The sequence below is a fragment of the Aequorivita sp. CIP111184 genome (genome assembly GCF_900489465.1).
Taxonomy (GTDB): Bacteria; Bacteroidota; Bacteroidia; order Flavobacteriales; family Flavobacteriaceae; genus Aequorivita.
Window position 1 is genome coordinate 521,787 of record NZ_UEFQ01000024.1, and the last position, 13,736, is coordinate 535,522.

Below are 13,736 nucleotides of genomic sequence, written 5' to 3' on the forward strand. Positions count from 1 at the left end.
TTCTTTGTAAACAACAATTAATAAAGATTCTCATAAAAAAGGATTATTTTTTTGCTAATCTTGCTCCAATCTATTTCTTCTGCTTTTTTCCTTAAAAGAGAAGCAGCTTTATTCAAACCATCTTTATCATTAAACATAGAAACTACCTCATAAAAATGAGCTTCCACATTTCGATTGTTAATAAGAACTGATTTTGTGTTTTTTAAGTAAGAAGAATTTCCACCTACATCGCTGGTCACAATGGTTAATCCACAGGCCATCGCTTCCAAAATAGAATTACAAGCTGTGCTGTTTAAAAGTGGCAGATATAAGAGTGTGGCACTTTGATAAAGCGTCAATAGCTCACCATCTGTCAATTTACTATGTATATGGACTTGGGGATGGGGAATAACCTTTGAAACATAAGCTGGATGCAGAACTATCTCTACTTTTAAATGGGAGACTTGAGTCAGCAACATGAAAATAGTTGCATTGAACAAGTCAAAATCGCGCAAATGTTGACCAACAAAAAGCAGAGTGTTTTCTTCCTTTAAAATTGGCTTGGGGATAAAAAATTCCGTATCAACACCATGAGGAATATAAACAATCTTTTCCAAACCTAGCCATTCCTTTAGAAACTCAACTTGATTAGAACCAACAGCTATAGCACCGTCCAATTTTCGCAATGCAACTGAATTGGAAATGGTTTGTCTTAAAATTTCAGGTGGTTTGTGAAACGTTGCACAAAATTTTGTGTTGGGAAACCTGCGTTTAAAAAATCCCAAATGCCGAATATCTCTTTCTCCATTTAAAAAATGAACGATGTTCTTCTGCCCATTCTGTTTCTTAAGCAAGTGGTATAATTCAATGGCCTTTAATACACTCCCAACATTGTAATTGCCTGCGGTTTTAGAATGGAATCCCGCTATAAATTTAGCAATGCGGAACGGAAACTTGGTCTTGCCATAAACCACTTTGGCATCTATATAATCCATCAACCTGCCATAGCCGGAATTGCTGGCATGGTGTGGAGAGCGGTGATGAATCAAGAATATTTTCAAAATCACACAAGTGGTTTGTTTAACATAAGCTCCAAGATACGTTTTGTATTTTGAACGGGATGCACGTAGGTTTCAAAATAAGCACGGGCGTTTTTTGAAAAACGAGTAGCGAGTAATTCGTCTTCTAAGACAATTTTTATTTTTTCAACTAACTCCGTGTCGTTTTTGAAATACAAGAGTTCTTTTCCCTCTGTAAGAGGTTCAGGAAGTTCCGTGGTAAGACGCTCCGCGATAATAACCTTTCCCTGCGAAAGATATTCTGCCATTTTCCAAGCTGGCGAATTTGCCAGTCCACGCGTATAGATCACTATTTTTGCCTTTTTCAGGGCATCCAAATATTCCTCTGGAGCGGTGGGCACATTGGTAAGGGCATCGCCGTAGTTTTCATTCGCAATTTCGGAGGGCACAAAACCGCCCAGAAATGTATCTGGAAAGTGTTGTCTCAATAATCTTATAAGATGGTAACGTTGTTGATGGATCTGTCTTACATCTTCATCCTTTTCGTGAAGAAAACAACGAGTTTGGAACATAATACTATTTTCAGTCGATCTCTCAAAATTTTCAAAACGACTAATTTTTCGGGATGTATTTATAAATTGCCAATGTCTTTTTTGCGCTTTATAGCTTTTAAGTATTCGTTTTAATAGATTTCGGTCTCGTTTAAGATTGAGTCGTAAATTGGTGAAAAACAATCCAAGAAAAAATTTAAAACTATCTTGTTTGTATTCCGAATGAGTGCCAAAGGTTATTCCCAACTTGTGGATTTTGGCTTTCGAGTCTTTTTGAATTGGAATTACAAAATGGGCTATGTAATTCCTTTTAAAATAGAAATCACAATGGGTTAAAGCCGTTTCAGAAAAATGTTCTGCAAAATCATATAAATCGGTGGCAAAAGTTATTTTTTTGTTTGTTGAATTATCCACCAATGTATAAAAAGAAGTTTTGGGCTGTGCTCGTTTGGTTTTTATGATGTCACCGTTTTTGTTTACAGTCAATGTCCCTTTGTTTTCTTCTAGATAAAGTTTGACCTTAACTCTAATTAACCCCATACGTTCAAGTTCAAACAGCCCTGTTTGAATATAAGAGGAATGATTGAGTTCCTGTGGGGTGTGGATGGTTATGGTAATATTGGACATTACATTTTTTTTGAAAGTGCAGCATTTATTGATTCTTCCAAAACTTTATAGGTGGCTTGAATGCTATATTCATCTATAACCTTTTTACGTGCATTCTTTTCAATTGTAGCAATTCTATCTTGATTTTTAAAATAATCTAAAATAGTTTGAGAATATTTTTCTGGGGTAGTTAATAAACCATTTTCTAAATGTGTGATAACATCTGAAGGACCTCCCGGACAATCCATTCCTGCTACTGGAGTGCCACAAGCCATTGCCTCTATCATTACCATACCGAAGGTTTCTTTATCACTTGGCAGTGTAAAAAGATCAGCTTCTTGAAAATATTTAGGAAGCTCGGCATGTTCTTTATGACCCAAAAATTCAACATTATTTTGCAAGCCTTGATCAATAACCATTTTTTTTAAGGAATGCATATATTCCTGTGAGCTTACAGGACCGATTATCTTTAAAGAAGCCTCAGGAAATCCATTTTCTTTTAAAGTCGAAATTGCTTCAATTGCTAAATGGATTCTTTTCCATTCCACAATTCTACCCACATACAACAATTTGGGAGAACTGTTCTTGCGAGCCAAAGGGTTGAAATAATCACAATCAACACCTAATGGGAATACCCGAATATCCAACCCCTTAAATATTTCCATTTTTTCCATTTCCATTTTTTGAAGATGGGTATGCACCAAAATGTGGTTTGCATTTCTATAATAATCTCTATTTCTGGTAGTATCGGTATAATGCTGCCCTCCCAACATTGCAATATATTGTTTGTTGTTTTGAAGTATTATTTTAGAGAGTTCATAAGAAAATGGGCTGGAATGTCCGGACATATTAATGATTGTAACATCCGGAGTATTTGCCGTATAGATTTTCAAGCATTTTTTTGACACCTGCTTTTTCCATTTTTTATGGTCACCATTCCATTTAAAGTCAACAGGATAAAAAACGTACTGAATTTTATTAAAAGTAAAGGAGTAGTGTTTACATTTTGGAGTAAAATACTCTATACTACATTCAAGTCCAGTTTTGGCAACAAACACCTCAATGGCCTTTAAATGCGGTTGGCTATGATAGGTAGAAACACTTTTTTCAACTACGCCAGCAGCTTTTGGGGTGAATGGATGAAGAAGTGAGATTTTTTTCAATTCAATTAATTTTAAGCAGTTTTATAATTTTTCTATTAATTTTTTTTAAAAAATTTTTTAATTCTTGTCTTTCCTTTCCGTTGGGATTCCCTTACATAATACCCATTATATAAATTCTTATATCGGTTGAGTATTATCTCAAACGCCATATGAGGTTTATAATGCATCCCATTAAAACTGATGTAAAATTGGTTTGGACTATCTTCATACTTCACCACACTATATTTCATGGTCCGTTTCCAATTAATAAAATGAAGATACATTACCTCGTCTATAGGCTCTCCATTTTTAAGCTGCAGCATCTTGCCGTCCTTCCAAAGCCATTTGTCCAAATAGTATTCTTGGTGAGAGTCGCGGCCATTTTCTTGGTTGCATAAAATTTTTGACCAATATACCTTTATTCCTAAGGCTTTAAAGGCTGGATCGGTTTTTATGAAATTGGAGAGGATAACCTCATCTGTCCATTTGAATTCCGGCACTCCATATAAAACACGATAATTCGGCAATCTTTTGTATAGTGAATTTAGCTGTGGTGTATTCCTAAACAAATTAAAATGTCCCGAAATATTTTCTTTTCTACTAGAAATGATATCGTGCTCACTTAAAATATCTTCAGTGATGAATTTTCTAACATCGCCCCATACAATATCCATATCACAAAATCCCCAAAAATCATATCCCACTACCTGCTTTGCGAATATTTCGGCATAAGCTGGTTTAAGGTCACAGAATTTTCGAGGGTTTAAAGGTACTTCAGCTTCTACCACATTATTAATATGCTGGTTTAATTGAGAAATAGTGGTTGACAAAAAAGTAATATTGGCTGGCTGGCTCTTTGGAATTTCACAGTCCGTGGGGCATAACCAATTAATAGTAGGGTTGGCAGCAACGGATAGTAAAAAGGCATCGAACCATAAAGGCCATTTTCCGAAATAGGGTACTATTAAAAGAATTGATTTCATCCTAAATGAAAAACTGATTTAGTAATTTTCTTTAAAAATTGCTTAAAAGCATGCCGCTCATAATTTTTTAAATAATATGGCAATAAAAAACAATATACTTTAAATGTTACTGTTTCTCTGTGTTTTATTTCATTTTCATATTTATGTAAAATCCTAATCGATTGGATTTTATTAAATACGTACAATTTCTCGGTAATTAAATACTTATAAAAACTCAAATTGGCTTTTCTTTTTTCATTAGCATACAAGTTGCTTCCTGTTATACTCTGTGAAGAACAAATAACCGTAACAATAGCATCATTTATAGAATAAATAGGTTTTTCTTCGGTAAATTCAATCCATGCTCGATTATCTGACTGCCAAGCTAATGGATATTCATAAAAACCAAATTTTTCATATGCCTTTCTTGTAAAAGCATATTCTGATAACGTACTAGTCGTTCGCCCTGTTATCCTTCTGTAATAGGAATCCGCAGCCGTTTCAAAAACAGGATTGTACTGAATTTGGGTAGTACTATTTTTATCACTAAAAATATTTTGCCTAGCAAATCTAAGCACGTTAACTTTTCCTGAAAACTTATTAAGATGTCTATAAAAAGATTCAATAAGGTTTAAACCGAAATAATCATCATCTCCTAATACTATTATCCATTCTTCATCTAACGATAGTTCTATACATCTTTTCCATTGTTGGGTTAAAGAAATACTACCTAAATTATTTTCGAACCTTTTGTATGTTAGGTTAAATTTGTCGCTATATGTTGATATTAAATCTTCAGGATTTTCTGGACTCGCATCATCTCCAACATAGACCGTAAATCTTTTATCTGTTTGATTTGCAAGGGAAGTAAGCGTCTTCCGGAAAAATGCTTTTTTATAATAAGGAATGACTATTGCTATCAATTATAAGTAACTTTAGTATGCTTAAACAAATGGAAAAGAGTATTAACCCTTTATTTGTTAGGTTCAAAAATAGGAAAAAGAATTGGTGAATTGGATGAAATATGGGGTGTTTAAAGAGGGATTCTAAATATCGTCCAAGGCTTTTTTGGTCGCCTCCAAATATGCTCTGCCGTATTTAATGCATGGCTCTAAGTGGTTCCCCTCTGCCCATTCGTTCATGGCATTTATAAACACCAAGTTCTCCTCCTCTGAAAAGGGTCTAAATGCACGTACAATATTTTGTAACCAATACTGATAAAGTTCAGGGCTGCTCCCGTGGACTATGATACCGTTTTCTCCTCTTCTCGCTGAATTATCCCAAGAAGGTGTAACGCTTCTATACAATTTATAATCTGGTAGATTTCTTTTCAGGGCCCATTCCACTCCAGTTCTATAATGACGATATTTTGGCGATGTCTTTTTTTTAAGTTTCAAGAATTTAGCCCACGGCTTATGTTGGGTAGCATTTTGTTGATGATCACTTATAATAACATGTGGAGAAAACTCCACGCTTGCATCCACCCCCATGTTTTCAGGGTTTGTTGTGTCGTTTAAGCTTTCTGTTATCAATAGGTACAAATCTTTATATCCAAATTCTTTAGTGGCTATCTCACGCCATAACTTCACGGTTTCTCGAAAATCTGGAAATAAATTATGCCTGTAAATCATCAACACGGGCTTTTCATCTATTCGAATATAGCGTTCATCGGAAAACACATATTCACACAACCATCTTATATGGGCAATATCATCGTCTTTACTATATTTTTGCTCTATAAGTATCTCTTTATCCCTACCGTCCCAACGCCGGGTCCAGTTCTCATTTGCCCAGCAGAACATAAACGGCATGTCCAAATCCTTTTGATAAAGCATTCCATCTATCGGTTGATTTAGGAGGCGCTTTCCATTAAACCAATAATGGTAATAACAAAAGCCGTATATTCCATGATTTTTGGCAAGATTGGCCTGGGCCGATCGTGCCTCTGGCAACCGCAAATCATAAAACCCTAGATCTGTTGGTAAATGAGGCTGATAATGACTATCAAACAAGGGCTTTGCTTTTGTAACATTTGTCCATTCAGTAAAGCCCTTACCCCACCATATATCATTTTCGGGGATTGGATGAAATTGGGGAAGTACAAAAGCGATGGGTCTAAGCTTGGTCATTCAATTTAAAATTTTACAGATAAAGTTTCATTATCTAAAGTTAGCAGTTTAATATTTCTGTCAATTTATTTATTTTTTAATGCGCCCTAGAAGGTTATAAACCTTCAATTTAATTGGATAATATTTCTTTTGCAATAACTTAACTCTTGAATACTTTCGAAAATCGGGCGTGTTTATTAAATTATGAAATAAACCTATTTTAAAATACTTTAAAATATTAGCTATAAAATCCTTTTCAAAAAGTTTATCAGACCCATTCGTTGATAAACCTCCTGAGAAAAAATTTGCAATAATAATATCAGAATAGTAGAAATCTGTTTTGGACCAACACCGTAAATTAAAATCCCAATCTGAACAAACAGAATAATTTAAATTAAAAAAAACTATTTTTTCTTTTATAAATCTACTTTTATAAAAAATAGCTTGATGGCTAATATTCGTTTTTAAAATTTTTGAAGTATCAAACTTACCATCATAAATAGCACCATCTTTAGCCCAACCTGTATTGCCTATAATTTTGACATTCCCATAAATAACATTATAAGTTAAATCTTCTATTAATTTTGCTACTTTTTCTAGTATTGTTGTTTCATATAAAGTATCATCACTACCCATAAAATATAGCCACTCTCCTTTTGCTAATTTTATTCCTTTATTCATAGCGTCATAAATTCCTTCATCCTTGGCAGAATGCACTATTAAATTTTCCTCTTGTGTTTTATATTCTTGAAGAATCTTAAGGGTGTTATCAGTAGAGGCTCCGTCTATGATTAAAATTTCTACATTTTTAAAGGATTGGCTAAGAATACTGTTTAAGGCTTCTTTTATGGTCCCCTGGCAGTTATAAGTTGGTATTACAATGGTTATTAAATAGTTTTTCATGGAATTTAAAAATAAATAGCAGGGATGTTTTTTTAAGAATTAACCATTTATACTAAGAACTTTTGGGTGTATACTTTCTGTATACCTTCATCTAGACTTATACTATATTTCCATCCTAAGTTACTTAACCTTTGCACATCCATTAATTTTCTGGGAGTCCCATCTGGTTGATTGGTATTCCAAGTAACCTCTCCTGTATAGCCAACAATTTTTTGAATTAAAGCTACCAATTCTTTTATTGAAAGGTCTATTCCCGTTCCAATGTTTAAGAATTCAGTTCCATCATAATTTTGCATCAAAAAATAACACGCATCTGCCAAATCATCTACATGTAAAAACTCTCTTTTGGGGGTTCCAGATCCCCAAACCTCAACAGAAGGTAGGTTCTTTTCTTTAGCTTCATGAAATTTTCGAAGCAAAGCGGGTAATACATGTGAGTTTTGCAAATCGTAATTATCATTTGGCCCGTATAAATTGGTGGGCATTACCGATATAAAATTACATCCATACTGCTTGTTGTAATTCTCACAAAGCTTGATGCCCGCAATTTTTGCAATGGCGTATGGCTCATTGGTATATTCTAATTTCCCCGTAAGCAAATAGTCTTCTTTTAAAGGCTGAGTGGCTAATTTTGGATAAATACAAGAGGAGCCTAAAAACAGTAATTTCTTAACTTTATAGGTATAACTTGAGTGTATTACATTGTTTTGTATCATTAAATTATCATACAAAAAATCGGCTCGAAAAGTGTTATTAGCATGAATGCCACCTACTTTTGCCGCTGCTAAAAAAACATAATCAGGTCTTTCTAACTTAAAAAAAGATTCAACATCGTTTTGGTTTCGTAAATCCAAATCCTTTGAAGTTCTCAAAACAAAGTTGGTATACCCTTCGTCTTTAAGTTTCCTCAGAATAGCAGCCCCTACCATTCCATTATGACCGGCAATATATATCTTGGCGTCTTTATTCATTATATTTCAACGTATCGTGTCCTCCTTCTTGTAAATACTTTTCCTTTTTGAAAAGTTTTAAATCTGCCTCCATCATTTCGGCAACCAATTGCGGCAATGTATATTTTGGAGTCCAATTCAGCTTTTCTTTACACTTAGTAGCATCGCCTATCAATAAATCAACTTCGGTAGGGCGATGATACTTTGGATCTACCTTAACTACTACCTTTCCTTTTGGCAATTGATATGCTGGATTACTACAGGAAACAACCCTTCCAATTTCGTGCTCGCTTTCACCACTAAAATTTAAGATCACCCCCACTTCGCCAAACGACATTTGCACAAATTCGCGTACAGAAGTAGTTTTTCCTGTGGCAATTACATAATCATCGGGTTTATCTTGCTGGAGCATCAGCCACATGGCTTCTACATAGTCCTTGGCATGGCCCCAATCCCGTCTTGCATTTAGGTTCCCAAGGTATAAGGTATCCTGCATACCCATCACGATTTTTGCAGTGGCACGGGTAATTTTTCGGGTTACAAAAGTTTCGCCACGCAAGGGCGATTCGTGGTTAAACAAAATACCGTTACAGGCATACATATTATAAGCCTCTCTATAATTTACCGTAATCCAATACCCATACAGTTTTGCAACTCCATAGGGGCTTCGTGGATAAAAAGGTGTTTTCTCGGTCTGTGGTACTTGCTGCACAAGGCCGTAAAGCTCTGATGTTGAAGCTTGGTATATTTTCGTTTTCTGTGTTAGCCCTAGCAAACGCACGGCTTCTAATATACGCAAGGTACCCAAACCATCTACATTCGCTGTATATTCTGGCGTATCGAAACTAACTTTAACATGTGACATTGCCCCAAGGTTGTAGATTTCGTCAGGCTGTACTTCTTGGATGATACGCGTAAGGTTCATCGCGTCGCTCAAATCGCCATAATGCAATTTAAAGCGGATATTCTTTTCGTGGGGATCTTGGTATAAATGGTCTATTCTAGTAGTGTTAAAGGAGGAAGCCCGTCTTTTTATTCCGTGAACCTCATAGCCTTTTTCCAAAAGCAGCTCTGCCAAATAAGCTCCGTCTTGCCCAGTGATACCAGTAATTAGTGCTTTTTTCATTTAGTTAAATTCATTGCTATAATTATATACTACTCAACATATTCTTAGTATAGGTCACAAATTTCGCCAATCTAACCGAGGTAAAAAATTTAATCTATCCATTTGGGTGAACCTATTAAATGTTCAATCCATTTATTCTTAAGCCGCTTTAAAACACCCCAAGGTAATTTACTAAGTATTTTTGTTGCTGCACGTGTTACATAAAAATTTATCTTTTTTAATACTGAAATCTCTTTGAAGTTGCCTTTTAATGACCTTTCGACCTCCTCTAAATACGCAGTTTGATTACTTGATTTTTGTCCCTCCCTTTTCCGAAAGGCGGCTAATTGCCTTTTACTGCAATACATGGTCTCAAAATTGAAAAAACGCATCCACAAATCGAAATCGGATGCTAGCGAATATTGCAGGCTAAGTTCTCCTCCCGCTTTATCCCATAACTGACGAGACCAAAATGTAGATTCCTGCTGTATAAAAGAAAAATGTTTTCTGTGCTCTTTAAGGTAAAAGAACCAGGAAGAAAAAACGGGTTCCCGCTGTAAAATCAATGCCCCTTTTTCATTAATTACGGAAGGCAATCCCTGCAACCATTGAACTTTTTTATTTTCTGTAAACTTCTTTGCTATGTAGTATAGCGAGCCTTCCCATAGAACATCATCAGAATTAATCCAACACATGATAGCTCCAGATGATTGTAAAAACCCCTTATTGATAGCGTCATACATACCCTTATCGGGTTCACTAACCCAATAGTGTAATTGCTGCTGATATTTCTTTATAATATCCACAGAAGTATCTGTACTTCCGCCATCGACAATTATATATTCCAAATTGGGGTACTCCTGCTCTATAACCGACGAAATAGTTCGCTCCAAAAATTCTCCTTGATTGTAATTAGGAGTTACTACGGTTATTTTTGGATATGTGGAGACAGTGTTCAATTTAAATAAATTGTTTCAAATTTTTCCTATAAATACAAAGCTACAGCTTATATAGCTTCGTAGGTGTTGTTTAAAAATATGGGGCTCTTAGAAGGTATAAAAAACAAATCCATCTGCCAGAAAGCACGATCGTTTTTTCGCAACATGGGGTCAACTAATTCTACCGGGGAAAAGCCGAGCTTTTCCATATAAGCACACATTTCCCAAAACTTAAGACTATCTTTTGTTAACTGAAAATTATATACCTCTATAATAATCAACCCCGCGGCTTGAATCACTTCTTTTGCGCCTTCAAGTATGGGGATCTCGTACCCATGCGTATCCAACTTCAACAAATAAGGGCCTTGAAGTTTTCTTTTGTTAATCTCTTGGTCCACACTTATCACCGGGACTTCTATACAATTGCCCTCAAGAGGCGTATCTGATGCCAGGCCCCCAAACAGGTTATTATGGTCAAAATAAATTTTTCCCGCTGCTCTTCCGGCTGCGGCCAATACAAAATCGAGTTTAGGGTTTCGCTCCTTACAAGCTTTTAGTCCTTCCAAGTGACCTTGCTGGGCTTCTACTAATAAATAGTTTGCATCGGGGTAAAACTTCATTAGGCGTTCAGACCAGCGACCGTCTGAGGCTCCTACATCAATTACTGTAGCTATATTTAATCCTCTAGACAGACAACGCTTAAAACCTTCTTCCATAGAAAATTTATTCTTTGGGATATGAATCGTTTTCTGGTCTATTTTTTTTATCTGATACCCGCTTTTACGAAGCAAATTTTTTACAATCTTCTTAATCATACCTACTTAAATCTTAATTCATAAAGATGCTTTTTCAAAAGCCAAATAATACTTCTTCTCTTTTTTGATTCAGCTGCTACATCGCCTAAATGCATAAAGTAGTTAAAAGCGGTTGTATTCTTGATTGCTATATTCTGAAAGCCATTATACTCCTTTTGAATATCTGTACCAAGATAATTTGCGTATCCGTTTAGAAAATCTTTAAAATCTTTATTTATCCCCTTCTGATCTGTCCTTGCCTTCACCGTCTTATAATTAACATCGGCATTTTGAAAAGGATCTCCATAGCCCCCTTTGTATTTATCATTCTTCCGAGTATCTAAAACAGAAGCGTCATAGGGTATGCCAACCCAGTTGTATAGTTTTTGTACTTCATTCGGGGTATCGTTAATTAGGTCTTCATAAGAAAGATTATACACGTTCTTATTATCCTTATTCGCTATTGAAAACGAACGCAACTTTTCTGGACCTTGTAGTAAATCTCTTCTAAACATGTTTAATTCCTTAAAAGAAGTAAACCCCCACGTTTTTATCATAGATTTTGCAACATCAATAGGGTTTCTATGCAATACAATAACTTTACTCCCTGGAAATAGGGTCGTTATTTCAGATGCAATTTCCCAATATCGAGGCGTCTTATCTACCACAAACTGGTATCCCTCAAACATGGGACTATACAATTTCAATAGAAAATCATGAAATGCTTCCCTGAAATTAAAATTGGGATACTTGCCTAAGTATTCTTTAAAGGCTCCAACCGCCAGAGTATTATCAAATTTTGATTGCACCAATGCTGGCTTTATCTGATTCGCAAAATTAAGCAGCATCCAAGACTCACTACAAGTATTAACTTCAGCATTGTTAGACAGCAAATTCTGTAGATAGGTGGAACCACTACGGGGCTGGGAAATGATGAATATGAGTTGTTTTTCTTTCAAACTATATTTTGTCAATTAATATTTGCAGTTTGTTTTTAATTCTTTCTTTGAGTGTCTTATTACTAAACTCATTTTTTTGCTTGTACAAGGAATTTAAGTTCCTTTCCATCTTTAATTTGACTTCATTTCTTAAAGATTCATTCAAATTATTTACATCTGTTTCGTATTTGCTGTATATATACTTATATGATTTAATATGTTCTTCTCTATTCGTTCTTGACAACCCATTTTTACTGATCCTAATTTTGGTTGTAGGCTCTATGGAGCATGAAATTTTAGCTTTTTTTGCCAGTCGAATCCTTAAGTCGTAATCTTCATATATTTTTAAGTTTAAATCATGAAAACCAATATTTTTTAAAAATTCATAATTTATTAATTCCATTCTAAAAAGACTTCTCCTAGGAAAATCTCTTGATATGGTTTGGGCAAATAAGTTTGAACTTAGTTTAATTTTATCAGTCGCCCATATCCACTTTACATCATTAACATCATCAGGATCCACATACATATTGTTAGTGAAAACAATATTGCAATCGTTATTCTTCATTAATTGGGATTCTATTTCTAACTTGTTTGGAAGATATAAATCATCGCCATCAAGATAAGTTACAAAGTCACCTGTAACATTAGAAAGGGCTGTAATTCTAACTTGAGAAACACCTTGATTTTTTTCGTGAAAGAAATATTTTATAAAAGGATACTTATTAAAATATTCTTTGATTAATTCTTGAGAGCCATCCGAAGAACAATCATCGACAATAATAATTTCAAAAGGCTGAAGAGTCTGTGCCAAAACACTTTCAATAGCTTCTTGTAAAAAGGCTTTTTGATTATAAGATGTTATATAAACAGATATTTTCATTTACATCTCGTATTGGTACAAACTTGCAGATTCAGATACAAACTTTTTTAATTCATCCTTATCTGGAACAGACCAGTTAGAATATTTTGGATATGTAGCCAACTTATGCATATTTTTGGGTTCATCTACAATTTTGACCTCGTTAATCTTTCTTTGCATTATTGAAACTATCTTTTTCTCGTCTAGCCTATTTTCAGACCCTATAAACTTTAATAGGATGTTAATATAGGCAGGCTTTGTTGTTAAATCTTCTAGTTTTAGCGTCAAAAAATCATTTGCATGTAAAGATTTAAAATCTTCAATGTAACTATGTGTTTCACTCCAAACCCAACCTAATCGTTCTATTTGTGATAAACCCATCCACCTTTTATCATCTTCCATTTTAACTCTTCCATATTCCCAAACAGAATCATTTTTATGCCATCCCTTCTTTATTGCACTTGTCACAAATCTTCCAGGGTGTCTCGTAAGGTGTACAAATTTTGCTTTCGGAAAGAGCGCTTTTATTTGATATATAAAAAACACCAAGCATTGATTACTTTCTACATAAATCTTATTTTTTATGGATGCATCCAATAATAACTCAATTCTTGCAACTTCAAACATTTTTTTAAGAACTTCATTTTTTTCCTGATTATGGTATGCGTAATTAGATTGAAGAAACATATTTGGCGGAGCTTCGTGATACGATTTAACATCTGGGAAATGATGTAATAAGTTATTCACAAATGCAGAGCCAGACCTTCCCGTGTTTAAAATAAACACAGGTTGGTATGAAGCATAAAAATTTGACAAATAACTAGTGCTTATATGATGAATATGCTTAAAATCTACATTTTTCATAAAAACTTAAATTGT

14 protein-coding genes are annotated in these 13,736 nt (G+C 34.6%); all 14 read right to left on the reverse strand.

The window, feature by feature from the left end; genetic code table 11:
* Nucleotides 1-17 precede the first annotated feature (17 nt).
* The 14 genes from AEQU1_RS11715 to AEQU1_RS11780 all read right to left on the reverse strand — a co-directional run bounded on the left by AEQU1_RS11715 (nucleotide 18) and on the right by AEQU1_RS11780 (nucleotide 13,721).
* Entirely contained in the window at nucleotides 18-1,040 is a 1,023-nt protein-coding gene (locus AEQU1_RS11715) for a glycosyltransferase family 4 protein (RefSeq protein ID WP_146743747.1), read from the reverse strand.
* A 2-nt stretch (nucleotides 1,041-1,042) separates the two neighbouring features.
* Nucleotides 1,043-2,176: a glycosyltransferase gene (locus AEQU1_RS11720; protein ID WP_111881322.1), complete on the reverse strand. Its 1,134-nt coding sequence runs from the start codon at nucleotides 2,174-2,176 to the stop codon at nucleotides 1,043-1,045.
* Nucleotides 2,176-3,318: a glycosyltransferase family 4 protein gene (locus AEQU1_RS11725; protein WP_111881324.1), complete on the reverse strand. Its 1,143-nt coding sequence runs from the start codon at nucleotides 3,316-3,318 to the stop codon at nucleotides 2,176-2,178. The genes AEQU1_RS11720 and AEQU1_RS11725 overlap by 1 nt, the downstream gene beginning before the upstream one ends.
* 35 nt (nucleotides 3,319-3,353) lie before the next feature.
* Nucleotides 3,354-4,280 (reverse strand): DUF6625 family protein, encoded by a 927-nt coding sequence (locus tag AEQU1_RS11730; RefSeq protein ID WP_111881325.1) that lies wholly within the window; start codon nucleotides 4,278-4,280, stop codon nucleotides 3,354-3,356.
* Nucleotides 4,277-5,182, reverse strand: coding sequence for a glycosyltransferase family 2 protein (locus tag AEQU1_RS11735; protein ID WP_111881327.1), 906 nt, complete (start codon nucleotides 5,180-5,182; stop codon nucleotides 4,277-4,279). Before AEQU1_RS11735 ends, AEQU1_RS11730 begins: the two co-directional genes overlap by 4 nt.
* Before the next feature lie 123 nt (nucleotides 5,183-5,305).
* On the reverse strand, nucleotides 5,306-6,388 hold the full coding sequence (locus tag AEQU1_RS11740) for a glycoside hydrolase family 99-like domain-containing protein (RefSeq protein ID WP_111881329.1): 1,083 nt from the start codon (nucleotides 6,386-6,388) through the stop codon (nucleotides 5,306-5,308).
* 69 nt (nucleotides 6,389-6,457) lie between these two features.
* A complete protein-coding gene (locus AEQU1_RS11745; RefSeq protein WP_111881330.1) occupies nucleotides 6,458-7,270 on the reverse strand; it encodes a glycosyltransferase family 2 protein in 813 nt (270 codons plus the stop codon).
* 47 nt (nucleotides 7,271-7,317) lie between these two features.
* Nucleotides 7,318-8,241, reverse strand: coding sequence for a GDP-L-fucose synthase (locus tag AEQU1_RS11750; RefSeq protein ID WP_111881332.1), 924 nt, complete (start codon nucleotides 8,239-8,241; stop codon nucleotides 7,318-7,320).
* Nucleotides 8,234-9,346, reverse strand: coding sequence for a GDP-mannose 4,6-dehydratase (gmd, locus tag AEQU1_RS11755; protein ID WP_111881334.1), 1,113 nt, complete (start codon nucleotides 9,344-9,346; stop codon nucleotides 8,234-8,236). The genes AEQU1_RS11750 and gmd overlap by 8 nt, the downstream gene beginning before the upstream one ends.
* Before the next feature lie 89 nt (nucleotides 9,347-9,435).
* Nucleotides 9,436-10,284: a glycosyltransferase family 2 protein gene (locus AEQU1_RS11760; protein ID WP_111881335.1), complete on the reverse strand. Its 849-nt coding sequence runs from the start codon at nucleotides 10,282-10,284 to the stop codon at nucleotides 9,436-9,438.
* 47 nt (nucleotides 10,285-10,331) lie between these two features.
* Nucleotides 10,332-11,078: an FkbM family methyltransferase gene (locus AEQU1_RS11765; RefSeq protein ID WP_111881337.1), complete on the reverse strand. Its 747-nt coding sequence runs from the start codon at nucleotides 11,076-11,078 to the stop codon at nucleotides 10,332-10,334.
* A gap of 2 nt (nucleotides 11,079-11,080) precedes the next feature.
* Nucleotides 11,081-12,016, reverse strand: a complete 936-nt coding sequence (locus tag AEQU1_RS11770; protein ID WP_181566761.1) for a sulfotransferase — start codon at nucleotides 12,014-12,016, stop codon at nucleotides 11,081-11,083.
* Nucleotide 12,017: 1 nt separating this feature from the next.
* Nucleotides 12,018-12,878 (reverse strand): glycosyltransferase family 2 protein, encoded by an 861-nt coding sequence (locus tag AEQU1_RS11775; RefSeq protein ID WP_111881340.1) that lies wholly within the window; start codon nucleotides 12,876-12,878, stop codon nucleotides 12,018-12,020.
* Nucleotides 12,879-13,721 carry a sulfotransferase gene (locus AEQU1_RS11780; RefSeq protein WP_111881342.1) on the reverse strand — a complete coding sequence of 281 codons (843 nt, stop codon included), beginning with the start codon at nucleotides 13,719-13,721 and terminating at the stop codon, nucleotides 12,879-12,881.
* Nucleotides 13,722-13,736: the final 15 nt, after the last annotated feature.

Coding starts and splice junctions, on each gene's coding strand:
- AEQU1_RS11780 (WP_111881342.1), bottom strand. CDS start 13,721: ATGAAAAATGTAGATTTTAAGCATATTCATCATATAAGCACTAGTTAT.
- AEQU1_RS11750 (WP_111881332.1), bottom strand. CDS start 8,241: ATGAATAAAGACGCCAAGATATATATTGCCGGTCATAATGGAATGGTA.
- AEQU1_RS11730 (WP_111881325.1), bottom strand. CDS start 4,280: ATGAAATCAATTCTTTTAATAGTACCCTATTTCGGAAAATGGCCTTTA.
- AEQU1_RS11765 (WP_111881337.1), bottom strand. CDS start 11,078: ATGATTAAGAAGATTGTAAAAAATTTGCTTCGTAAAAGCGGGTATCAG.
- AEQU1_RS11720 (WP_111881322.1), bottom strand. CDS start 2,176: ATGTCCAATATTACCATAACCATCCACACCCCACAGGAACTCAATCAT.
- AEQU1_RS11775 (WP_111881340.1), bottom strand. CDS start 12,878: ATGAAAATATCTGTTTATATAACATCTTATAATCAAAAAGCCTTTTTA.
- AEQU1_RS11740 (WP_111881329.1), bottom strand. CDS start 6,388: ATGACCAAGCTTAGACCCATCGCTTTTGTACTTCCCCAATTTCATCCA.
- gmd (WP_111881334.1), bottom strand. CDS start 9,346: ATGAAAAAAGCACTAATTACTGGTATCACTGGGCAAGACGGAGCTTAT.
- AEQU1_RS11745 (WP_111881330.1), bottom strand. CDS start 7,270: ATGAAAAACTATTTAATAACCATTGTAATACCAACTTATAACTGCCAG.